The 21,158-nt window shown below is 61.5% G+C and carries 20 protein-coding genes; 6 read left to right on the top strand and 14 right to left on the bottom strand.

Translation table 11 applies throughout. The features are described from left to right. Positions 1–5 precede the first annotated feature (5 nt). The 3 genes from BMY98_RS01250 to BMY98_RS01260 all read right to left on the bottom strand — a co-directional run bounded on the left by BMY98_RS01250 (position 6) and on the right by BMY98_RS01260 (position 2,718). Complete coding sequence (locus tag BMY98_RS01250; RefSeq protein ID WP_074883525.1) at positions 6–1,199, bottom strand: pyridoxal phosphate-dependent aminotransferase; 1,194 nt, start codon at positions 1,197–1,199, stop codon at positions 6–8. Between the two features lie 150 nt (positions 1,200–1,349). Next, positions 1,350–2,048: a LuxR family transcriptional regulator gene (locus BMY98_RS01255; protein ID WP_245760000.1), complete on the bottom strand. Its 699-nt coding sequence runs from the start codon at positions 2,046–2,048 to the stop codon at positions 1,350–1,352. A 40-nt stretch (positions 2,049–2,088) separates the two neighbouring features. Next, positions 2,089–2,718 carry a glutathione S-transferase family protein gene (locus BMY98_RS01260; protein ID WP_074883530.1) on the bottom strand — a complete coding sequence of 210 codons (630 nt, stop codon included), beginning with the start codon at positions 2,716–2,718 and terminating at the stop codon, positions 2,089–2,091. A gap of 88 nt (positions 2,719–2,806) precedes the next feature. Between BMY98_RS01260 and BMY98_RS01265 the strand changes: the two genes are divergently transcribed. Continuing rightward, on the top strand, positions 2,807–3,877 hold the full coding sequence (locus BMY98_RS01265; protein ID WP_074883533.1) for a transketolase-like TK C-terminal-containing protein: 1,071 nt from the start codon (positions 2,807–2,809) through the stop codon (positions 3,875–3,877). Here BMY98_RS01265 and BMY98_RS01270 read toward each other — a convergent pair. Beyond that, positions 3,862–4,326 (bottom strand): MarR family winged helix-turn-helix transcriptional regulator, encoded by a 465-nt coding sequence (locus BMY98_RS01270; protein ID WP_074883536.1) that lies wholly within the window; start codon positions 4,324–4,326, stop codon positions 3,862–3,864. The genes BMY98_RS01265 and BMY98_RS01270 overlap by 16 nt on opposite strands. A gap of 128 nt (positions 4,327–4,454) precedes the next feature. Between BMY98_RS01270 and aceE the strand changes: the two genes are divergently transcribed. Continuing rightward, on the top strand, positions 4,455–7,124 hold the full coding sequence (aceE, locus tag BMY98_RS01275; RefSeq protein ID WP_074883866.1) for a pyruvate dehydrogenase (acetyl-transferring), homodimeric type: 2,670 nt from the start codon (positions 4,455–4,457) through the stop codon (positions 7,122–7,124). A gap of 204 nt (positions 7,125–7,328) precedes the next feature. Here the strand turns inward: aceE and BMY98_RS01280 are convergent, their stop codons facing one another. The 7 genes from BMY98_RS01280 to BMY98_RS01310 form a co-directional block, all read right to left on the bottom strand. Continuing rightward, a complete protein-coding gene (locus BMY98_RS01280; protein ID WP_083398681.1) occupies positions 7,329–8,666 on the bottom strand; it encodes an MFS transporter in 1,338 nt (445 codons plus the stop codon). Positions 8,667–8,730: 64 nt separating this feature from the next. Beyond that, positions 8,731–10,053, bottom strand: a complete 1,323-nt coding sequence (locus BMY98_RS01285; RefSeq protein ID WP_074883540.1) for an MFS transporter — start codon at positions 10,051–10,053, stop codon at positions 8,731–8,733. A gap of 80 nt (positions 10,054–10,133) precedes the next feature. Further along, positions 10,134–11,012 carry an SMP-30/gluconolactonase/LRE family protein gene (locus BMY98_RS01290; protein WP_074883871.1) on the bottom strand — a complete coding sequence of 293 codons (879 nt, stop codon included), beginning with the start codon at positions 11,010–11,012 and terminating at the stop codon, positions 10,134–10,136. 90 nt (positions 11,013–11,102) lie between these two features. Further along, a complete protein-coding gene (gene kce / locus BMY98_RS01295) occupies positions 11,103–12,035 on the bottom strand; it encodes a 3,5-dioxohexanoate:acetyl-CoA acetone transferase (protein ID WP_074883542.1) in 933 nt (310 codons plus the stop codon). 94 nt (positions 12,036–12,129) lie between these two features. Further along, the gene (locus BMY98_RS01300; protein ID WP_074883545.1) at positions 12,130–12,918 is read right to left on the bottom strand and encodes an SDR family oxidoreductase; all 789 of its coding nucleotides are present in this window, start codon (positions 12,916–12,918) and stop codon (positions 12,130–12,132) included. Further along, positions 12,915–13,637 carry a GntR family transcriptional regulator gene (locus tag BMY98_RS01305; RefSeq protein WP_074883548.1) on the bottom strand — a complete coding sequence of 241 codons (723 nt, stop codon included), beginning with the start codon at positions 13,635–13,637 and terminating at the stop codon, positions 12,915–12,917. The genes BMY98_RS01300 and BMY98_RS01305 overlap by 4 nt, the downstream gene beginning before the upstream one ends. Before the next feature lie 287 nt (positions 13,638–13,924). Next, positions 13,925–14,854, bottom strand: coding sequence for a helix-turn-helix domain-containing protein (locus BMY98_RS01310; RefSeq protein WP_074883874.1), 930 nt, complete (start codon positions 14,852–14,854; stop codon positions 13,925–13,927). A gap of 293 nt (positions 14,855–15,147) precedes the next feature. On the opposite strand from BMY98_RS01310, the gene BMY98_RS01315 reads away from it, so the two are divergent. The 3 genes from BMY98_RS01315 to BMY98_RS01325 all read left to right on the top strand — a co-directional run bounded on the left by BMY98_RS01315 (position 15,148) and on the right by BMY98_RS01325 (position 18,245). After that, positions 15,148–16,461, top strand: a complete 1,314-nt coding sequence (locus BMY98_RS01315) for an ABC transporter substrate-binding protein (protein ID WP_074883552.1) — start codon at positions 15,148–15,150, stop codon at positions 16,459–16,461. Positions 16,462–16,516: 55 nt separating this feature from the next. After that, positions 16,517–17,290: an L-iditol 2-dehydrogenase gene (locus BMY98_RS01320; protein ID WP_074883555.1), complete on the top strand. Its 774-nt coding sequence runs from the start codon at positions 16,517–16,519 to the stop codon at positions 17,288–17,290. Positions 17,291–17,462: 172 nt separating this feature from the next. Continuing rightward, positions 17,463–18,245: a YkgJ family cysteine cluster protein gene (locus BMY98_RS01325; RefSeq protein ID WP_074883557.1), complete on the top strand. Its 783-nt coding sequence runs from the start codon at positions 17,463–17,465 to the stop codon at positions 18,243–18,245. A gap of 28 nt (positions 18,246–18,273) precedes the next feature. Here the strand turns inward: BMY98_RS01325 and BMY98_RS01330 are convergent, their stop codons facing one another. Beyond that, positions 18,274–19,230, bottom strand: coding sequence for a threonine dehydratase (locus BMY98_RS01330; RefSeq protein WP_074883560.1), 957 nt, complete (start codon positions 19,228–19,230; stop codon positions 18,274–18,276). 97 nt (positions 19,231–19,327) lie between these two features. Between BMY98_RS01330 and BMY98_RS01335 the strand changes: the two genes are divergently transcribed. Next, positions 19,328–20,146, top strand: coding sequence for a helix-turn-helix transcriptional regulator (locus tag BMY98_RS01335; RefSeq protein WP_074883563.1), 819 nt, complete (start codon positions 19,328–19,330; stop codon positions 20,144–20,146). A gap of 25 nt (positions 20,147–20,171) precedes the next feature. Here BMY98_RS01335 and BMY98_RS01340 read toward each other — a convergent pair whose 3' ends face one another. Together BMY98_RS01340 and BMY98_RS01345 are read right to left on the bottom strand one after the other, a co-directional pair. Then, entirely contained in the window at positions 20,172–20,798 is a 627-nt protein-coding gene (locus BMY98_RS01340) for a glutathione S-transferase family protein (RefSeq protein WP_074883876.1), read from the bottom strand. Between the two features lie 18 nt (positions 20,799–20,816). Then, the gene (locus tag BMY98_RS01345) at positions 20,817–21,032 is read right to left on the bottom strand and encodes a DUF6434 domain-containing protein (protein ID WP_074883566.1); all 216 of its coding nucleotides are present in this window, start codon (positions 21,030–21,032) and stop codon (positions 20,817–20,819) included. Between the last annotated feature and the right edge of the window lie 126 nt (positions 21,033–21,158).

A 21,158-nucleotide genomic window follows, 5' to 3' on the forward strand; every position in this document is an offset into this window, starting at 1 on the left:
CCTCCTTAAACATCGTAAGCCTCCAGCGCCTGGCGAATAACCTGCAGGGCCCCTTCAAAAGCGTCAGGGTCACGGGCCAGGGCCAGGCGCACGAAAGAGCGGCCCTGCTCCGGATGGCTCCAGAAGAAATAGCGACCGGGAAGAACGTAGGCCTGATGGGTCAGCAGGTAGGCTTGCAGGTCATCGCCCGAGAGGTCATCGCGCTGGATTTCAAACCACGCAACGCTGGTCTCAATGGCCGGCTCGACGTAACGCAGCATCGTGCCATCAAGGTATTCCCGTGCCACCCTTCGGTTGGTCTGCAGCACGTCGCGAACCGAGGCAAAGCCATCGGCCTCGCTGTCGTTGATGTATTCGGTGACGACCTGAAGAATGAAGGGCGAGACGTTGAGCAGCACGCTGGTCACGATGCTGTAGATCTCGGGGTTCAGCCGACGGCTGCTCATCAAGGTGGCGCACTTGGTGTCTTGCAGTGGCCAGGTTTTGCCCGTGTCCTCCATCACCAGGTAGTCGGTGCCGATTTCGTCGAGAATCGCGTAGGCATCGACACGTTGACCGCCAGCCACCTTCAGAAAGGAGGCGAAGCAGAAGTCCAGAATCAGGATCTTGTCGTGATCGCGGCAGTATTTCGCGACTTCGATAAAGGTTTCCGGGCCCTCGGCGAACATGGACGTGCCAGTCGGGTTGTTCGGGTCCACCAGGAAAATCGCGTCAACCGCCGATGCGGTTTCCTGCAGCAGGCGGTAGACCTGCGTGGGATCGGCAAGAATGGCTTCCGGCAGCGGCGTCATCGGCACTTCCATGTGCTTGAGCAAATCGTGAAGATTGTCGAAGCACGGCTCGATCAGCGCGACGCTCATGTCGTGCTTGCGCAGGAAGGTGGCCGTGATGTGCATCGCGACGGAGGCGGCGTACACCAGGTAGATCTCATCGCTGCGCTGCAGCGCGTGGTGCTGACCGTGAAACTGGTAGAACGCCTTGATGAACGCTTGCTCGCTCTCGTATTGGGTCAGCGTCTGCGCGCGTTGCCACAGCTGGGGCAGCTTTCGGACGATTTCGGCCTGGGTGCAGCTCTGGTTTTGGTGGGTATGGGCGTCGGCAAGATTGTGCCGGGTTTTCAGAGCAGAAATTTCATGCTGAGTAATGTCTTCCAGGACACGTGCTTCAAGCGTACTGACGGGCTGGGCAGAGAACGTCATGAGGAATCCCTCTCATTGTGGGTTGTTATCGAGGTTGCCCCACAATGATTCTGTTTTCTTTTTCGCCCCGAAACTGTACCTAGGTACAGGACCCGTTCCTCCCGCAGATTTGCCCGCAGCGCCTGTGCAAAAGGCGCAGCGGGCGTTTACTCAAGCGATGCCCAGCCGTGCAGCCGCGAAGACCGCTTGCTTGGCGGTGTCAACCTGGAGCTTGCGCACGATGTTGGCCATGTGGAACTTGACCGTGCGCACGCGGATATCACAGATGCAGGCGATCTCGCTGTAGGACTTGCCGAGCGACACCCAGCCGAGAATCGCGTGCTCGCGGACCGTGAGTGGCGGCTCTGCGGTGTCCTGCGCCATCGAGTCCGGATTCATGCCGCTGTGGAACGCCACCAACGCCAGCTGCAGTGTCCCTTTGATGTGCTGGATCTGGTGATGGAAGTGCGGGTTCTGCTCGCGGTTGAACAGACTCAACAGCCCCATGCGTTGTTGCGGGTCGTGGACGACGAAGGTGTAGCCGTCCTGCATCGAGAACTCCCGGGTGAGCTGCTCGAATGCGCCCTGCCCCTGCACCGGGTTGCGCCGGTAGGCCTCGTTCCAGTGGAAAGGCGCGACTCTTTGCACACCGTGGAAAATGATCGGGTCGAACCGGTGCAGCGCCTCGCTGCAGTACTTGCGCTGCCAGGCAATGGGGAAGCTCGACAGGAAGTTCGACAGGCCAAAGGTGCGTTTGTCGATCGTGGCATAGGTGAAGGGGCAGTCGATTTCGCAGGGCAAATGCTCGATCAGAGTGGCCAGGTTAGGATCCTGGCCCGGCCTGACGAGAAGCGGAGCGTTGAAATGCATGATCAGCATCTTCTTTTTATGGGCATCAGGCGGGTGGGGTTCAGGTTTCCTGGCGGGATGTTGCCAGCCCTCGCTTGACGGCCGGTCGCTGCTCGATACTCTGCAACCACGTGCGCACCGCCGCAAAGGGCGAGATATCCAGGTTCAGTTCTTCGTAGGTCCGCAGCCAGGTAAACAGCGCGATGTCGGCGATGGTGTAGCAGCCGCCGGCGATGTACTCGCGATTGGCAAGTTGGCCGTTCACCACCTCGTAAAGCCGCAGCGACTCGTTACGGTAGCGATCCAGCGCCTGATCGTTTGCGATGCTGCTGGCATGGCGGAACCACCAGAGCTGGCCGAGCATCGGCCCCACGCTTGCGATCTGGAAACTCAGCCATTGCTGGACGCGCAGCTTTTCGTCCCGGCCCTGGCCCCCGAGTGAGTCGTGCTGATCAGCCAGATAAGTGAGAATCACCGCCGACTCAAACAGCGTCACGCCGCTACCGCGATCAATCAGGACCGGGATTTTTCCGTTTGGATTGAGCGCAACGAAGTCAGGGGCTTTCTGCTCGCCCTTGTTGAGGTCGACGTGGGTCAGGGTGTAATCGAGACCGAGTTCTTCAAGGGCGATGGGGATTTTCTGGCCGTTGGGGGTATCGGCCGTGTAGAGGTGCAGCGAGGCAGTGTTCATCGAAGGTTCCGTCCTTGTGGTTGCATTTGCAATGAGTCTGCATTATTCCTTTAGCAACCCGCAAGACAGTCACAGGAGTTTCATCTTCATGGATAGCCTTCGTTTACAGCACACCGCCAAGACCGGATCCGCGGCCCGGGCATGCATCGAATGCATTGATCAGAGCCACCTTACCGAGGCGGTCACTCAGAGTTCTCCCCTCTTTACCGTTGTCGATCTGATCAAGCGCCTGGAGAGCGATCCGCGCAGCCGCGGGCAATTCTGGAAGATCAACGACCGTGCGTCCGAGCTTTCCACCGGCACTGCGATCAGTACATGGCCGCTGCGGTTCAGCGAGCCGGCGCGCAACGATGAGCGGCCGCTGTTCTACATGACCCAGTCAGCCACTTCCGCGCACCTCTCGATGCTCACGTCCCAGACCGGGCAACGGGGCATCATCCTCAACGACATCGAGTCGACACCCTCGCGATGGGCAAAAGGTGCTCACCCCTGGTTGCCGCTGTGGCTGGCCTCAAACCGGCACTGCATCCCTTTTGACCCCGCCACGGGCGATGAGGCCCGGGCCATTCTCGCCGGTGCACTCGATGAACTCTATGTGCAAGGATCGCCCGGTTTCTGCTACATGACGCTGCACGATGAAACCGGCGACGGGCTGGTGTGTGACCCTGCCCAGGCGTTTCTGGGAATGTACCGGTTGAACCCGCAGCCCCCGGGCGCGCCGCATATCCGGTTACTGGGCGCGGGACTGATGCTGCGGGAGGTGCAAGCTGCCGCCAGGATCCTCCACGATGATTGGGGCATCGCCGCCGAAGTGTGGAGCTGCCCCAGTTACACCAAGCTGGCGCGGGGCGCTGAGCGCCAGTCCCGACACAAACGCCTGTTGCGCGGCAAGGCCCCGAGGTCCAGTCATCTGCACGACTGCCTCGGCAATTCGCAGACCCCGGTGGTCGCCGTCACCGGGTATGCAGAGTTCGTCGCAGCACAACTGGCGGCGCATGTCCGGGGGCCGTTCGCCGCGCTCGGCGCCGATAGCCTGGAACCCCATCAACGCCTGGACCGCCACTGGATCGCGATGACGGCCTTGCGCGAACTGGCGAACCTTGAGCAGATCAGCACCTCGATGGTCAGCCAGGCGCTGAACCGCTACCGGCTGGTCTGAGAGGTTTTGCGGGACTGGCGGGCGTTGCGGCTGGCATTTTCGAGCGCGTCCGCAAACAGGCGCTTCTGATCCTCGTCGAACTCCACCAGAAACAGTTCTTCGACGGCCTGCTTGTAGACCTGCCAGATCTGCTTGCGCAGCCCCCGCCCGGCGTCGGTAATCCGGGCGATGGCGCCGCGCCCGTCGTCGAGGGACTTCTCCCGGGTGACCAGCCCCTCCTTCTCCAGGCGGTCAACCAGCCGCGTAAGGTTGTAGCGTTCAATGGCCATGACGTCAGCGAGCTCGTGCATTCTACGGGCGCCGTCCTGCCCGCTTTCGATACCCCAGAGTGCGTCGTACCAGTCGTACGGCGGCAGCTGTTCTTCGGCCAGTCGCCGCTCGATTTCCTTGATCAGACAGCGATGCGCCCGAATGAAGTTGTACCAGAGGTCTGGCGATGGGGTGGCCATGGTATCTCCAAATCCTAGGGTTGATTGCAGTTGCAATCATAGCGGCAATGACGCTAGATTCAATTGCAATTGCAACGATGAGCGGGTTGAACAACGACTCGCTGATGCCATTTTCAGGAGATGTAATGATGGAACAGAGCTACCTGCTTCGCGACGAGGATCCACAAGAAACCCGCGAATGGATTGACTCCATTGCATCGGTCGTCGAGGCAGAAGGCCGCCCCAGGGCCCACTTCCTGATCGACCAACTGCTCGATTTCGACGTTTCCGTCCACGGTGACTTCCACGGACGCGTCACCACCCCGTACGTGAACACCATTCCCCCCGAGCGCGAGCTGCCTTATCCGGGCGACCTTGGCATCGAAAAACGCCTCAACGCCTTCATCCGCTGGAACGCCCTGACCATGGTCCTGCGGGCCGGGAAACATTCAGGCGTCGGTGGCCACATCGCCACGTATGCCTCGGCGGCAGTTCTCTACGACGTGGGTTTCGACCATTTTTTCCGCGGCCGGACAGACACCTTCGCCGGCGATCTGGTGTACATCCAGGGTCACTCGGCGCCGGGCATATACGGCCGGGCTTACACCGAGGGCCGTCTCACCGAAGCGCAACTGGATAACTTCCGCCGGGAAACCGATCGCGACGGTGTGTCGTCCTACCCTCACCCCCGCCTGATGCCCGATTTCTGGCAATTCCCGACGGTGTCCATGGGACTGGGCCCGATCACGGCGGCTTACCAGGCGCGCTTTATGCGTTATCTGGAAAACCGTGGCCTCAAGGAGCATCAGGGCCGCAAGGTCTGGGCGTTCCTGGGCGACGGCGAAATGGACCAGCCGGAATCCCTGGCCGCCATTTCCCTTGCCGGGCGCGAGAAGCTCGACAACATCATTTTCGTCGTCAACTGCAACCTGCAACGTCTCGACGGGCCGGTGCGCGGGAACAGCAAAGTCATCCAGGAATTCGAAAGCCTGTACCGGGCAGCCGGCTGGAACGTGATCAAGGTGATCTGGGGCGGTGGTTGGGACGAACTGTTGGCCAAAGACAAGTCCGGCCTGCTGCGTCAGCGCATGATGGAATGCGTCGACGGCGAGTACCAGACCTACAAATCCCAGGACGGCGCTTACGTGCGCGAGCACTTCTTCGGCAAATATCCGGAATTGCTGGAGCTGGTCAGCGACATGACCGACGACCAGATCTGGAAGCTGACCCGCGGTGGCCACGACCCGGTCAAGGTCTACAACGCCTACGCTGCGGCGTCCCGCAAGACCGGACGGCCCACGGTGATCCTGGCGAAAACCGTTAAGGGTTTTGGCATGGGTGAGGCTGGCGAAGGCCAGAACATCAACCACCAGCTCAAGAAGATGGGTGGCGATGCGGTCAAGGCATTCCGCGACCGCTTCGGGCTGGAGTTGGCCGATGATCAGTTGGGGGAAATGCCCTACCTGCGTCCCGCCGAAGACAGCGTCGAAGCCCGCTATCTCAAGGCGCGCCGCACAAGCCTCGGAGGCCAGATCCCCGCCCGGCACGCCCAGGTCGAGCCGTTGCAGATCCCGCCGTTGTCGGCGCTCGAGGTGCAGCTGAAAAGCACGGGTGATCGATCGATCTCCACCACCATGGCCTTCGTGCGCATCCTTGCCACGCTGTTGAAAGACCCGAACATCGGCAAGCTGATCGTCCCTATCGTGCCTGACGAGTCGCGCACCTTCGGCATGGAAAACCTGTTCCGCCAGATCGGCATTCATTCCCACGTCGGCCAGCTCTACACGCCGCAGGATGCCGGCACGCTGTCCTACTACAAGGAAAGCGTTGACGGGCAAATCATGCAGGAAGGCCTGAATGAGTCCGGGGCGACGTCATCCTGGATCGCGGCAAGTACCTCCTACGCCAACCATGGCGTGATGACCCTGCCGTTCTACATCTTCTATTCGATGTTCGGCTTCCAGCGCGTCGGCGATTTGCTCTGGGCAGCAGGCGACGCACGGGCCCGGGGCTTTTTGCTGGGCGCGACTTCTGGCCGTACCACCCTGATGGGGGAAGGCCTGCAGCATGACGATGGCCACAGCCACGTGATGTCGGCCACCGTGCCGTGCTGCGTGTCCTACGACCCGACCTATGCCTACGAGCTGGCGGTCATCGTCCACGACGGCATGCGTCGGATGTACGTCGATCAGGAGGACATTTACTACTACATCACCCTGCTCAACGAGAACTACCCGCACCCCGAGCTGCCCGAAGGCGCCGAGCAAGGCATTCTCAAGGGCCTGTATCGACTGCCGATCGAACGCGAAAGGCAGTCTGATCGCCACGTTCAACTGATGGGCAGTGGCTCGATCCTTCCGGAAGTCATCGCTGCGGCGGAGATTCTTGCCAGCGAATATCAAGTCAGCAGCGACGTCTGGAGCGCCACCAGCCTTACCGAGGTCCGCCGCGAGGCGCAGCAGATCGAGCGCTGGAACCTGCTGCATCCGCTTGAGGAGCCGAAAGTGCCGTATCTGAGCGAGGTGCTCGGAGGGCATCCTGGCCCGGTCGTGGTCGCAACGGATTACATGAAAATCCACGCCGACCAGATCCGTCCCTGGATTGGCAATCGCCGCTTCGTCGCACTGGGCACCGATGGATTCGGCCAGTCGGACACTCGCGAAGCGCTGCGCCGGCACTTCGAAGTGGACCGTCAGTTTGTCGTACTGGCTGCCCTGAAGGCCTTGGCCGATGAAGGGGTGATTGACCGCCAGGTTGTCGCCAGCGCGCTGGCCGAGATGCAGATTGACGTCGAGAAGGTCGACCCGATCACGGTCTGATTCGGCCCTGAGCATGACGCAGAGACAGGCGTTTGGCCTGTCTCTGCGTTTGTGTTTTCAGCCCGTTGTTCTGGATCAGGGATAAAGCCCGCCACCGCCTCTTGAAACCCTCGGCGCGGTCGGTGCCTGCGGGTTCTTTCTGCGGTTTGAACCGGACAGGGGCCAGTCTGCTCATGCCCGTGATTCAGAGAGCGAGAGACAAGATCATGCTCGCTGACGCCGGCCCGGTACCGCTTGAACGGCGCGTTGTTCCTGACCCTGTCGCAACCGCGTGGCGGCAAGTGCGGCCACGACCAGCACCACCGCAATCACCTTCATCCCGTTCATGGCGTTGCCCGTGCTTTGCTCGATCAGTCCCATCACCGAAGGCCCGACAAACCCGCCCAGCAGTCCGCAACTGTTCACAAAACCCAGCCCTCCCGCCAGTGCAGCCCCTTTCAGGCGTGACGCCGGATAAAGAAAGATGATCGACTGCACGACGAAAAACATCACTGCCGAGAGGCAGAAGCCCGTCAGGCTAATAACAGGCCCGGCGAGCGACGCAATGGCCAGTCCGAGGGCCATCGTCAGCAATCCTGCCACCAGCATGTGCCGCGCCCGCCGAGGGGTGCTGGCAAATTTAGGCAGGGCAATGGCGCCAATCGCTGCGGCGAGCCACGGCAGGGACGTCAGCAAGCCAATTTGAAGAGCGCTCATCTCCCCATATTTACCGATGATGCCGGGGAGAAAAAAGATCACGGTGTACACAGTGATCTGATGGCAGAAGTAAACGAAGATCGCCAATAGAATCTGCGGCGTCAGGCACTGCTTCAGCCCATGACCGCCGTAACCCGTGCCCTCCTCTGCCTCGGTCGCCAGTTGGCGCTCGATCTGCTGCGCTTCGGCAGCACTCAACCATGGCGCCTTGCTTGGCCGATCCGGAAGTTTCTTCCAGACCACGAAGGCAAAGAACACCGCCGGCAGCCCCTCAAGCATGAACATCCACTGCCATCCGCGCCAACCGAATACGCCGTCCAGTTGCATCAATGCTGCGCCCAAGGGGCCGCCGATGATGTTGGCCAGGCACACACCCAACAGAAAATACCCCGTGGCACGGGCACGCTGCTCCCTCCCGAACCAGTAGGTGAGGTAGAGCATGACGCCGGGGAACAGGCCCGCCTCGGCGATACCCAGAAGCAGGCGCAGGAGGTAGAAGGACGTCTCGCCCTGGACGAAAGCCATGGCCGCCGAAATCAGCCCCCAGGTGATCATGATGCGGGCAATCCAGAAACGCGCGCCGACCCTGTGCATGATGAGGTTGCTGGGTATCTCGGACAGCGCATACGTCAGGAAAAACAGACCGGCCCCCAGGCCGTAGGCCGCCGCCGAAATGCCCAGATCAACGTCAAGGTGATGCTTGGCCAGGGCGATGTTGGTGCGGTCCAGGAAACTCAGCACATACGCCGCTATCAGCAGCGGCATGAGTTTGGTGAAAAGCAACCTGTTCAGCGTTGCCGCGTCACGGGGAGGAGCATGGGGATCAAGCGTTCTTGTCATTGTCATGATACGAATCCTCTTGCTCGTGGTACGGGTCGGGGCGGCGCACTGAGCGCCGCAGGTGAGACAGTCAGAGCCCGGGCTGAACGACGAGCGCCTGCGGACGATGGGAGAACATTTGCAGCACCGCACCGCCCACTGCACAACCTGCCATGACGAAGAAGCACACGGTGTACCCGCCCAGGCTCGTCCAGCCTCCGCCCGCGCTGATCAACATCCCCATCAGCACCGGCGCAACGCCACCGCCGATAAACATCGCCGTGGTGATGATGCCGTTGGCAGTGGAGGTAGCGGAGGGTTGCGCCGCGTCAGAAGCCACCGCGTAGTAGATTGGCCACACGGCGTTCGCCACCAGGCCGAACAGCAACTGCACGACGACGATGATCGTGGTGGTGTTGGCAAAGTAGAAAGCCCCCACACTGGCCGCCATCCATAGCCCGCAGATAATGAGCGTGATGCGCCGACCGATGATGTCCGACAGCGACGGCCAGATCAGTTGCCCGAGAATACCGGTCAGGGCAAACACGACGCTCATGGCGGCCGACTCGGCCAGCGACAGATGAAGAATGTTGTACAGGTACGCCGGCAGCACGATGTTCACGCCCATGTACACCACTTGCGTCAGCATCGTGTTGCCGGCAGTCAGCGCAATGTTTCGGTCGCTGATTGTGGCCTTGAACATTTTCCAGGCCTGGCCTTTGATATTGGGCGACGGCGTGCTGTCGGGCGCCGTCATGCCTTTGGCGGCAATGTCGACGTAGAGCGCCGTGATGCGTTCGGCTGTCGAGTAGCGCGACCAGAAAATCATCAGCGGCAATGCCACCACAAATGCGAAGAAAAACACGTAGCGCCAATTGTCCTCACCGAACGTGGTAATCACGAAACTGGCAACCAGGCCGCTCAGCAATGCGCCGATCGGGTATCCGGTGTGGTGGGCGCCAAGGGCAAAGCCACGTCGCTCGACGGGCCACCACTCGGCGGTGTTACTGACGCCCACGGGTTCGCCCCAGCCAGCGCCCAGGTTTACGCCCACCCGCAACGCGATGAACGACGCGAGATGGCCGCTGAGAAACTTGAAGCCGGACACAAACGAAATGAAGGTGTAGCCCAGGACCAGGGGCACCTGAAACCGCGCCCGTTTCCAGCCGCCGCCGTAGCGGTCGCTCCAGACCGAACCGGGAATATCCAGCACCGCAAGGGCCAGCATGACCACCGTCGCGGTCGTGCCCCACTGATCGGCTGACAGATCGAAATGCTTGGAAATGGTCGGTCCCAGTCGCAAGACGATTTCGCGATCGTAAGCGTTGAGGATCCAGATCAACCAACAGACCAGCAACGACACCCAGGAATAACGATGAATCTGGCCTAGCGATGCTTTTTTATTATTGTTCATGGGTTTCTCCAGGCGTGACGCACACGCCTTCACGAGAGGATTCAATCGTCCGTGACCGTCAGTTCCGGCTAATCAATGGATCAGGAAGCGAAGCGCCGCTCGGCAATACCTTTCACGCCCAGCCCGGTAACGGCAAAGAGCGCACCGCGCTGCTGGCCGTCAGAGGGGAAACGCGGGAGTGGCGGTTTTGCCATCGACGACACAAACAGGGTGTCAAGATTCGGCCCGCCGAACGCCACGCTGGTGACCTTCTTTACAGGCATATCGATCACCCGATCGACCTGCCCGTCTGGTGTGTAGCGCACGATTTTTCCGGCGTACACGAGTGCCTGCCAGAGGCAGCCTTCGGCATCCACGGTACAGCCATCGGCCGCGCCACCCCCTGACGTGTCGACCCTGGCAAAGGTCCGTCGGTGGCTTGCCGCGCCTGTTTTGGTGTCGTAGTCGTAGGCCCAGATGTCCCCGGACCAGGTATCGGCGAAATACAACGTCTCCCCGTCAGGACTCCAGCACGGCCCGTTGGAGCAGATGATGCCCTCGTCCAGTGTGTGCAGGCTCAGGTCTGGATCGAGGCGATACAGCTTTGCGCTGGCCTGCTCTTCCCGAGTGTCCATTGAGCCGAAAACAAACCGCCCCTGACGGTCGACCTTGCCGTCGTTGAGCCGGTTATCTGGCAGCCCTGGTTCGGGATCAATGATTAACCCGAGTTCACCGGTTGCGAGATCCAGCGTGTGCAGTCCGCTCTGCAAGGCCACAATCGCCGCGTCTCCGTTTCGGCGCAGTGCCATGGAGCCGATTTTCTCGCCCACGTCCCAGGCGCGGAGCTCGCGTCCATCCTCGGTGCACCGCAGGACTCGCCCGTCGAAGCTGTCGATCCAGTACAGGCGCTGGTGCTCAACGTCCCACACCGGGCCTTCGCCCAGCGTGGTTTTCACATCAGCGACGATTTCGATACGCATGGATTCACCCCTGTCTTGTTTTTCATGGGAGATGACTGCGTTGTGCACCGGCGCAGACGGCCTGTGTTCACTGGCAGTGGCTGGCCGCATTCAGAAATTGACTTCGTTCTTACCCTTCAGGCTGAGCATTTCCCGGGCTTCATCCGGCGTGGCCACACGGCCTCCGAGGGCCTCGATCACAGTGCGTATCCTTTTGACCTGATCGGCATTGGAGGCCGCCAGCTTGCCCGGCCCGTCCCAGAGTGAGTCCTCCAGGCCCACGCGAACATTGCTGCCCATCGCCAGTCCCATCGTGCCCAGCGGAATCTGATTGCGTCCTGCACCCAGAATCGACCACTCGTAGGCATCGCCGAACAACCTGTCGGCGGTGCGGCGCATATGGGCCAGGTCTTCCGGGTGACCACCGATACCGCCGCGCAAACCAAATACGGACTGAATGAAAATCGGCGCTTTAAGCAGACCCCGCTGCAGGAAGTGGGCGGCGGTGTACAGATGGCCGATGTCGTAGCACTCGATCTCGAACCGCGTCCGGTTTTCAGCGCATACGTTGAGGATGTGGGCAATGTCCCGGAAGGTGTTGCGGAAGATTCGGTCATCGCTTTCGGCGAGATACGGGCGCTCCCAGTCGTGTTTGAATTCGGTGAACCGGTCGAGCATTTCGTACAGCCCGAAGTTCATCGAGCCCATGTTCAGAGACGCCAGCTCAGGCTGCAGCTGCGCCACCGGTTGCAGCCGTTCCTCAACGCCCATCGTTGGTGCGCCGCCCGTGGTGATGTTGATGACCACATCACTGCTGGCCTTGACCTGCGGCAGGAACTGGCGGAACAGGTCGACATCCTGGCTGGGCCGACCATCGACAGGGTCACGGGCATGCAAGTGGACGATAGCGGCGCCTGCCTGGGCCGCGCCGATGGCGGCTTCAGCAATTTCCTGGGGTGTGACCGGCAAGTACGGCGACATCGATGGCGTGTGAATGGCGCCGGTGACCGCACAGGTGATGATGACGGGACGTTTTTCGGACATGAGTGTTCTCCGTTCTTGTTCTTGGCGAGAATCTTCGGGTCAAATCCGGCTCGGCGATTGGCTCCGGCCGCTGGGTGCGCGCGACGTACGACGCTTACAGGTACTCGACGTTGCCATCCACGCTGATGGCCTGCCCGGTGATGTTGCGCGCGGCTGGCGAACACAGAAAGAGCGCCATGGCAGCGACATCTTCGGCAGTGACCATGCGCTTGAGGGAGATCTTCTTCAGGTATTCCTCACGCATCTCGGATTCCGGCACGTTCATCTGCTCGGCGCGGGCGCGGATCACTCCATCCATGCGCGGGCCCTCGACGATTCCGGGCAACAGGGCGTTGACACGGATGTCGCTTTCGCCAAGCTCCGAGGCCAGCGACTTCATCAGCCCGACAATTGCCCATTTGGTCGCGGCGTAGGGTGTGCGCCAGGCGTAACCCAGACGGCCAGCCACCGAGGCGATGTGGATCAGGTGTCCGTTGGGCGAGTCCTTCAGCAGCGGTACCGCATGGTGCGCGAAGCGATACTGGGCAGTCAGGTTGATGTCGATCGTCCGCTGCCAGTCCTCGTCGGTGACGGCGTCGATACCCGCCGTTGGCCCGGCGATTCCCGCGTTATTGACCAGCACATCAAGGCCCCCGAACTGCTCGCGCTGCACCTTGAACACAGCTTCGATCTGCGCGGGATCACTGACATCGGCACGGGTGGCCACGCTGCCCGGGTAGCGGTCACGAAATGCCGCCAGCGCAGGCTCGCTCACATCGCAGACATGCACCTGGGCGCCCGCCTCGAGGTAGGCCGCAGCGAGGACCTCACCTATACCGGCGGCCCCTCCCGAGATGAGCACGCGTAAACCGCTGTAGGGGATCAAACGATCGAGAACGCTCATGCTTTCTTCACTCCTGATGACGTCGACCGGGAACGGCCGCTGTTGACGAGCAAGCGGATCAACGAATCGGCGGCCTGCATGATGTCGTCGGTGACCGCAGCCCGCGCGGCGGCGCCATCCCGGGCGGTCAACGCGGCAACGATGCGGTCATGGGCTTCCATCGAGCGCTGAAGGTGCCCTTTATCAGGCGCGACCAAAGCAAAACAGGGGCCCATGTGCAGCCAGAAGTTCTCAACGGCTGCGACGGTAAGCCCGGCCTGAGCGACGGCATAAATGCGGCGATGGAAGGCGAAGTTGGTCCAGAGATAGCGGGACACATCGACGGTGTCGGCGGCCTGCTGCATTTGTTGGCAGAGGTCATTGATGTCAACCAGATCAGCGTCCTGAATCAGCGCCACTGCCTTCTCCGCCAGCAAACCCTCAAGGGCGACGCGTGCATCACGAATCTCGCGAAGCCGCGTGGGCGTCATGACCGGAACGCGCAGTCGAGCGGTTTCGGTGACTTCAAATGCGTTTTCAGCGCTGAGCCGATGCAGCGCCTCGCGCACTGGCATGGGGCTGGAACCCAGCGCCTCGGCGAGGCCACGGATGGTCAGCTTCTGGCCTGGCTGGAAGCGACCACTCATCAACGCTTCGCGAATCTGGCGGTAGACCTGATCCTGCAAGGTGTCACGAGATACGTGACGGAGAGTCGGCAACGGGATAGGACGGTCAGTCATGGGGTGAAGCCTGAAGTTGTTTTTGTAGCGCAAATATGTGATCACAAATATCAGATGTCAAATTGTTTCTGCGATCACACGATGAGCCGCTCGTTGCACGCACTTCCGGCATCAACCGACCTTGATGACCGCCTTGCCAAGCGGCCGCGCGCCATTGCGTGAACACTTCCCGGCCCTGCATCCCAAGTGGTTCATGGCTGACTGAGACAACCGACATACCGGGATCCGCCGGTTCGGGCCTGGACCTGCGATGAGGTCAGCGCGGTAACGATGCCGGGGAAGAACGGCTAGGACGCCTTCGACGTGTTCAAGTGGAACCGCGTCGCCGCCGTCCCTCTTCGGTAGTCCGACGGCGTCTGGTTCATCTCGTAACGGAAGTGTCGATTGAAGTTCGACAGGTTGATGTAGCCCACTTCAAAACAGACATCGGCGATGGACATCTGCGTCTGCAGCAACAGCCGGCAGGCTTTCTGAATGCGCAGCTTGCGCATCAGGTCGATGAAACCGTGGCCTGTGGCGCGCTTGAAGAACCGTGAAAACCCGGGTTCGCTCATGTGCAGCCGCTCGGCGATCACCGACAGCCTGATATCACCCGTGAGCTCACGTTGCAGATAATCGAACGCGCGGTGAACGCGCTCGGCGCTTCTGGCATCCAGTGCCGGCGCGTAACACGAACTCGCCAGGGTGCGAGCTTCACGGGCGGGCGCCGTGCTTAGGGTGTTGAGCAGTTCAAGAAACAGCAGCAGGCGTGGCAATCCCTGCGCCATGCCGATGCGTTCAAGCAGCTCCGCCGCCTGCACGGCGGTCTCTCCGGTAAATTCCAGCCCGCGGCGGGCACGGTCAAACAACCCCTGCAATTCACCCAGTTCAGGCAGCGTCTCGCGCAGCGCCAGCAACGTAGCGCCGTCGAATTGAAGCACAACGTCACGGCCTTGCAGGTGCTCCCCCGGCGTCAGATCGCCCATCCAGTCATGGGGTAAATCAGGGCCGATCAACGCGACATGGCCAGGGCCGAAGGCGCCGATGTAATCGCCCGCGACCAGTTTGCCGCTGCCTTTGCGGATCAGATGAATCTCGTATTCGGGATGATGGTTCCAGCGCGCGAGCGCATAGGGATAGTCGTGCTCGTACCAGCGAAAACTCTGCTGGGGCGCCGGCAGGATGATTTCCAGCTCGGCAGGCAACTGCTCGAATAAGGCGGTTCGGCTTGCAGGCATGGTCTGGCCCTTTTTTGTCATTGTTGGCGCATGCATCACCCCACCATACGCGCAGTGCATTCCCCTGCTCCACCTCGCCTGTCACTGCGGGCTGATACTTTTTTAGCCGGCTCCACGCCAGGTCTGCACGGTTAAAAAAGCATCAGTGGCACGTCCTCGGTGTGTTTGTTTGCAGGGCGTGCAAGCTGCTGTAATCGACACGCTACTGCCCCGAAGTGTTACTTCAGATCGCCCGGCAGTGCTCAAAAACAACAATAACGATTCCGCGCCACCGGCGTGGAGTGGAGATCACCATGAAGATCACGCATCACGCGCTGCTGCTGTCTGCCGGTCTGTCCCTGGTTGGCATCAGTCACGCCGCCGAGACGATCACCATCGCCACCGTCAATAACAACGACATGATCCGCATGCAGCGGCTCTCCAAGGTATTCGAAGAGCAGCATCCGGACATCAAGCTCAACTGGGTGGTGCTCGAAGAAAACGTTCTGCGCCAGCGACTGACCACCGACATCGCGACCCAGGGCGGCCAGTTCGATGTATTGACCATCGGCACCTACGAGACGCCGTTATGGGGGGCAAAAGGCTGGCTCGAACCGATGAAGGACCTGCCCGCCAGCTACGACCTCGACGACATCATTCCTTCCGTGCGCCAGGGCCTGTCGGTCAACGACACCCTGTATGCCTTGCCTTTCTATGGCGAGAGCACGGTGACCTACTACCGCACCGACCTGTTCAAGCAAGCCGGGCTGAGCATGCCCGAGCACCCAACCTGGACCCAGCTCGGCGAGTTTGCCGCCAAACTGCATCACCCGGACCAGGGCCAGTACGGCATGTGCCTGCGGGGCAAAGCCGGCTGGGGCGAGAACATGGCCTTGCTGACCACCATGGCCAACGCCTTTGGCGCCCGCTGGTTTGACGAACAGTGGCAACCCGAGTTGACCAGCCCCGAGTGGAAAGCCGCCGCCAACTTCTACGTCAACACCCTCAAAAACTACGGGCCACCCGGCGTCTCCAGTAACGGCTTCAATGAAACCCTGGCGCTGTTCAACAGCGGCAAATGCGCGATCTGGGTCGATGCCAGCGTGGCAGGCTCGTTCACCACCGACAAGGAACAGAGCCGGGTCGTGGACAGCGTGGGTTTCGCCCCGGCACCGGTTGAAGTGACCGACAAAGGGTCGTCCTGGCTGTACGCCTGGTCCCTGGCGATCCCGGCGACCTCCAAACACAAAGACGCCGCCAAGGCCTTCACCACGTGGGCCACCTCCAAAGAATACATCCAGCTGGTCGCGCAGAAGGATGGCATCACCAACGTGCCGCCTGGCACCCGCACTTCCACCTACAGCGACGCCTATCTCAAGGCTGCGCCGTTCGCCAAAGTGACTTTGGAGATGATGAAGCACGCCGATCCGGCGCATCCTTCGGCCAAGCCGGTGCCCTATGTCGGCATCCAGTACGTGACCATCCCGGAATTTCAGGCCATCGGCACGTCCGTCGGCAAGCTCCTCTCGGCCGCGCTCACCGGCCAGACCTCCGTCGATCAAGCCCTCGCGGCCGCGCAGTCGACGACCGAGCGGGAAATGAAGCGCGCCGGTTACCCGAAGCAATAAACGCCCTGCCGGCAGGCCTCTGCCGCCTCTCTCTGCATGACGGATGACTCTTTCAATGAAACGACTCGAAGGTAAAAGCGCACTGATCACAGGCTCGGCCCGGGGCATCGGACGGGCCTATGCCGAAGCCTACATTCGCGAAGGCGCGACGGTGGCCATCGCCGACATCAACCTGGAGCGCGCGACCCAAACGGCCAGCGAACTGGGCGCCAGTGCCTACGCGGTAAGGATGGATGTGACCGATCAATCGTCCATCGACGCCGCCATTGCGGCGGTCGTCACCACCACCGGCAAGCTGGATATCCTGATCAACAACGCCGCGTTGTTTGATCTGGCGCCCATCACCGAGATCACTCGCGAGAGTTACGAGCGGCTGTTCTCCATCAATGTGGCCGGCACGTTGTTCACCCTTCAGGCGGCAGCGAAACAGATGATCGCCCAGGGTCATGGCGGCAAGATCATCAACATGGCGAGCCAGGCCGGGCGCCGCGGCGAGGCACTGGTGGGCGTCTACTGCGCGACCAAGGCCGCCGTCATCAGCCTGACCCAATCCGCCGGACTGAACCTGATCAAGCACCGGATCAACGTCAATGCGATCGCTCCGGGCGTCGTTGACGGCGAGCACTGGGATGGCGTGGACGCGCTGTTCGCCAGACACGAGGGCCGGCCGCTGGGCGAGAAGAAACGCCTCGTCGGCGAGGAAGTGCCCTTCGGCCGCATGGGCACCGCCGAAGACCTGACCGGCATGGCCATCTTTCTCGCGTCCACCGAGAGCGATTACGTCGTCGCCCAGACCTACAACGTTGACGGCGGCAACTGGATGAGTTGAGACCGAGGCGTGACCTGCAGGACATCGGTGCGTTGTTTTTGTAACGGCCTTACGCGACGCAGTGGAATCGAAGGTGCCGAAACGGGCCTCTTCCCGGTTGAAGCCGATCCCACTGACTGATCGCGTACATCCAGTTATGATTCACCGATCAACGAACAGGGATGCAGGTCACATGGACATCAACGAATCAGAAGCGCCCTCCACCGCCCATGGCCTTGCCGTGGACCCCGACGTGCAATTCGAATGCGTCGGGTGCGGCGCATGCTGTCGTGGCCGCTTCGTCCCTTTGACCCTCGCCGAAGCCGTAACCTGGCTCAAACGCGGGCATTCCGTGGGGATATTGCTGGAGGCGTTCGACGAATCACTCTGGCCTGTCGACTCGCCCGAGTATGCCTACAACGCCGGGCGATCCGCGCCGGTGGCTGGCGGGTCTGGCACGCTGCGAGTGACGGTGATTCTGGCGGCCAACGCGATCCCTGAATGCCCGAACCTTCAAAAGGACGGGCTCTGCTCGGTGTACCTGGAGCGCCCGATGGTGTGCCGGATCTACCCGATGGAGATCAGCCCTTTCATTGAGCTAAAACCCCAGGCCAAGGACTGTCCGCCCGAAAGCTGGCAGCAGGGCAGCCTGTTGGCGTCGGATGTGGGGCTGGCGATGCTGGTCCAGCAATCACGCCAGACCGATCGCGAGGATGCCCATGACAAAGTCGCGTTGTGCGAAAGCCTGGGCCTGACCGTTGCCGGCTGGAAAGGCAACGGCCTGGTCATTCACCAGCCCTCGGTCGAAACGCTGCTTGCCGCCTGCGAAAGGTCCGAAGTCAGCCCCAGCCCGGCGGCTCAGCCCTGGCAGATCAAGGCAGAAGACCCGGCATTGAGGGCGTATCTGCACGCGCAGTCCCTGTCACTGGCCGACTCACCGAGCGACGCTTACATCTTCCACCCAATGGCGCGCTGACCGCCTCCCTGCTGAAACGCTTGCCGCTTCAGCCTATAACCCGCGCATACACCGACCGATCCACATTGCCGCCGGACAGAATCACCCCGACCGTTTTCCCTGCCATGGCCCGGCGCTCCTGAATGAGCGCCGCCAGTGCCGCGGCGCCCGCACCCTCCGCGAGGTTGTGGGTGTCGGTGTAATAAACGCGCATGGCCTCGGCGATTTCTTCTTCGCTGACGGCGACGATGCGCTGCGCCCCTGATCGATAGATGGCAAAGGCCGCAGGAATGGGTCTGCGCACGGCGAGGCCGTCGGCAAAGGTGTTCGCCGATGGGGTTTGCAAAATGGTGCCTTCCTCGAACGACCACTTGGCGGCCGCCGCCTCGGTGGAGACCACGCCAACCACCTTCGTCTTCAGGCCCAGCGCGTCGCGGGCGGCAATCACGCCGCAAATCCCGGAGCCACAGCCGATGGGCACATAAACGGTGTCCAGATCCGGCGCGGCCATGAACAACTCCAGCGCATACGTGGCCACGCCCTTGAGCAACTCGATGTGAAAGGGCGGAACCAGGTAGTGCCCATGCAGATCCGCCAGCCGCGCCGCCTCTTCCCGGGCCTCGTCGAAATCCCGGCCACATTCGATCACGGTACCGCCGAGGGCGCGCATGGCGTTGTTCTTTTCCGGCGAATTGCCTTCAGGCACCACGATCAACGCACTCAAGCCCAAGGCAGTGGCGGCCAGGGCCAGGCTTTGGCCATGATTGCCCCGGGTGGCGGTGACGATGCCGTTGACGCTCGGGTACGTGCGTTTTAGCCAGTGCATGAAGGTAATCCCCCCGCGCACCTTGAACGCACCGGTGGGCGTGTGGTTTTCATGTTTGACCCACACCGCGCTGTTCAGCCGCTCGGCCAGCAACGGCCAGGCGTATTGAGCGGTCGGCGGCATGACCGCGTACACCTGGCGCGCAGCCTGTTCGATATCGTCGCGGGTCAGTCCGTGCATGGGGGATCTCCTCGGAAATGTGGCCCAGTCTAGGCAGAGGCTCGCCGCGCCGGCTTTCAAAAAACTGACCTGACTTTTGCCCGCTCGCTTCATTACTATGACTGCCATGAGCCCGACAAAACGCCCACCTCACCCGCTCCCGTCTGAACCGGTTCGCCGTGTCGAGGCGGGCCCGTGGATGATCGAATTGCTCCCCGCCGCCCGCTACGAAACCCGCTACGTGGCGACGCAGGCGGCGATCGGCTTTGCTTTCGAAAGCCAGCGCGGCGTTCACGCCATCGGCAGCGACCGGGTGCAGCCCTTCGACGCAGTGCCTAACGGCCTGGCGTTCGTGCCTGCCGGTTGCGACGTGTTGTCGGAGTCGCCCACGGGCGGCGAATACCTGCGGCTGCTGCGCACGGACGGGCTGGCGCTGACAGGCAACCACGCTTTCAACAACCGCATTGATGCCCAGGCGATCGCCCTCGCCATGAGGATGCGCGCGGGGTTGTTGCAGGCCTCGGCGGCGGATGACTGGGAGGGCTGGGCGCTGGCTTTGGCCGACCGGATCGAGGGCAGAAACACCTTCGAAGCGCCGCTGCCAGGCACGATAAACGGCAGCCGGATGCGCAGGCTGGATGAGTTCATCGACGCCGGCATCGACGGGTCGTTGGGGGTTCAGGCGATGGCGCAAATGCTGGGGTTGTCAGAGGGTTATTTCATGCGGGCCTTCAAAAACACCACGGGTAAAAGCCCCCACAGTTATCTGATCGACCGACGCCTGGCCAAGGCCCGAACCCTGATGCGTGAGCCTGCGGCAGGACTGGCCGAGATCGCCCTCTGCTGCGGCTTCAGCTCCCAGGCCCATATGGCGACGGCCTTTCGGCTGCGCATGGGCATCAGCCCGGCGAAGCTGCGCAGTCAGTTGTCGCCGTAACGCCTCACGCCTAACGCGTCACGCGTCACCAACCGTGTCGTTGCAGTACCGCCTTGATGACGGGATGACGATCAATAATCCCGAGAGAGGCGTAAAACTCGGGGCGCGATCGTCCCAGATGTTCCCGCGCCCCACTCCACTGGCTGACCACGCTGGCAAGGATTTCGACAGCGCCGGGCGCATGGGGATGCCAGGCAACCGGGTTGTAAAACACATCGCTAAAAACGTCCCACTGGCTGCGGAGTTTTCTCCGGGCGCCTGCGACCAATCGGTCTAATTGATCAGGATCTGCGTCTGGCAGCCAGCGTTCCGGGTAGTCGATCAGCCCGATGGACGCGTAGCAGTTGGTGGTGATGTACGCCAATGCTCGGAGTTGTTGAGTGCGTTCAAGGGCTTCGTGAGACATGAGGCGCGACGACGGAAACTCCAGACCCAGGTGGATGAGGATGGCCGCGCTTTCGGTGAGCACGGCGCCGTCAGGGACGACCAGGGTAGGCACTTGCATCAACGGGTTCAGGTGTTTCAGCTCGTTCTGCCCCGCGCCCTCTTCCCAGGCGCTGGCAGCGACCAGTTGATAATCGGCCCCGCACAATGTGAGCGCGATCTCGATGGCTGCCGAGCCGGATCGGTTTGCACCGAATAACGTGAACATCTCGCCGCCCTCCATGGGTTATCCGTTGTTGCCCTGTCGCCGTTGCCATTCATCCGCAACATCACCCAATGTCTTGCGGGTGTCGTTGCGTATCCAGGCCATGAAGTCCCGGTCAAATTTGAACGCCGGGCCGCACTGCTCGGTCAGGAAGCGGCGGACGTTTTGGGTGTTGCGGTAATCCTGCGTGACAGCGGTGTCTCTGGAAAGGGGCTCGCTGTGCCAGTCAAACGCCATGGGGCAACTCCGTCAGGGGGTGAATGTGAAGGCAGGACCGGTTTTAGCCGGGGCGGCGAACGCGCGAAAGCGCACACCCGCGTCGCCCATGCCGGCCTCTTTTTTCAAACTTGAGACATCTCAGTG

This window comes from Pseudomonas graminis, from assembly GCF_900111735.1.
Taxonomy (GTDB): Bacteria; Pseudomonadota; Gammaproteobacteria; order Pseudomonadales; family Pseudomonadaceae; genus Aquipseudomonas; species Aquipseudomonas graminis.

Bases quoted from the DNA above. Each gene is read 5' to 3' on its own strand.
- BMY98_RS01325 (WP_074883557.1), top strand. From the start codon at position 17,463: ATGGACATCAACGAATCAGAAGCGCCCTCCACCGCCCATGGCCTTGCC.
- BMY98_RS01250 (WP_074883525.1), bottom strand. From the start codon at position 1,199: ATGACGTTCTCTGCCCAGCCCGTCAGTACGCTTGAAGCACGTGTCCTG.
- kce (WP_074883542.1), bottom strand. From the start codon at position 12,035: ATGTCCGAAAAACGTCCCGTCATCATCACCTGTGCGGTCACCGGCGCC.
- BMY98_RS01260 (WP_074883530.1), bottom strand. From the start codon at position 2,718: ATGAACACTGCCTCGCTGCACCTCTACACGGCCGATACCCCCAACGGC.
- BMY98_RS01330 (WP_074883560.1), bottom strand. From the start codon at position 19,230: ATGCACGGACTGACCCGCGACGATATCGAACAGGCTGCGCGCCAGGTG.
- BMY98_RS01265 (WP_074883533.1), top strand. From the start codon at position 2,807: ATGGATAGCCTTCGTTTACAGCACACCGCCAAGACCGGATCCGCGGCC.
- BMY98_RS01320 (WP_074883555.1), top strand. From the start codon at position 16,517: ATGAAACGACTCGAAGGTAAAAGCGCACTGATCACAGGCTCGGCCCGG.
- aceE (WP_074883866.1), top strand. From the start codon at position 4,455: ATGGAACAGAGCTACCTGCTTCGCGACGAGGATCCACAAGAAACCCGC.
- BMY98_RS01305 (WP_074883548.1), bottom strand. From the start codon at position 13,637: ATGACTGACCGTCCTATCCCGTTGCCGACTCTCCGTCACGTATCTCGT.
- BMY98_RS01280 (WP_083398681.1), bottom strand. From the start codon at position 8,666: ATGACAATGACAAGAACGCTTGATCCCCATGCTCCTCCCCGTGACGCG.
- BMY98_RS01315 (WP_074883552.1), top strand. From the start codon at position 15,148: ATGAAGATCACGCATCACGCGCTGCTGCTGTCTGCCGGTCTGTCCCTG.
- BMY98_RS01345 (WP_074883566.1), bottom strand. From the start codon at position 21,032: ATGGCGTTTGACTGGCACAGCGAGCCCCTTTCCAGAGACACCGCTGTC.
- BMY98_RS01300 (WP_074883545.1), bottom strand. From the start codon at position 12,918: ATGAGCGTTCTCGATCGTTTGATCCCCTACAGCGGTTTACGCGTGCTC.
- BMY98_RS01310 (WP_074883874.1), bottom strand. From the start codon at position 14,854: ATGCCTGCAAGCCGAACCGCCTTATTCGAGCAGTTGCCTGCCGAGCTG.
- BMY98_RS01285 (WP_074883540.1), bottom strand. From the start codon at position 10,053: ATGAACAATAATAAAAAAGCATCGCTAGGCCAGATTCATCGTTATTCC.
- BMY98_RS01290 (WP_074883871.1), bottom strand. From the start codon at position 11,012: ATGCGTATCGAAATCGTCGCTGATGTGAAAACCACGCTGGGCGAAGGC.
- BMY98_RS01335 (WP_074883563.1), top strand. From the start codon at position 19,328: ATGACTGCCATGAGCCCGACAAAACGCCCACCTCACCCGCTCCCGTCT.
- BMY98_RS01340 (WP_074883876.1), bottom strand. From the start codon at position 20,798: ATGTTCACGTTATTCGGTGCAAACCGATCCGGCTCGGCAGCCATCGAG.
- BMY98_RS01270 (WP_074883536.1), bottom strand. From the start codon at position 4,326: ATGGCCACCCCATCGCCAGACCTCTGGTACAACTTCATTCGGGCGCAT.
- BMY98_RS01255 (WP_245760000.1), bottom strand. From the start codon at position 2,048: ATGCATTTCAACGCTCCGCTTCTCGTCAGGCCGGGCCAGGATCCTAAC.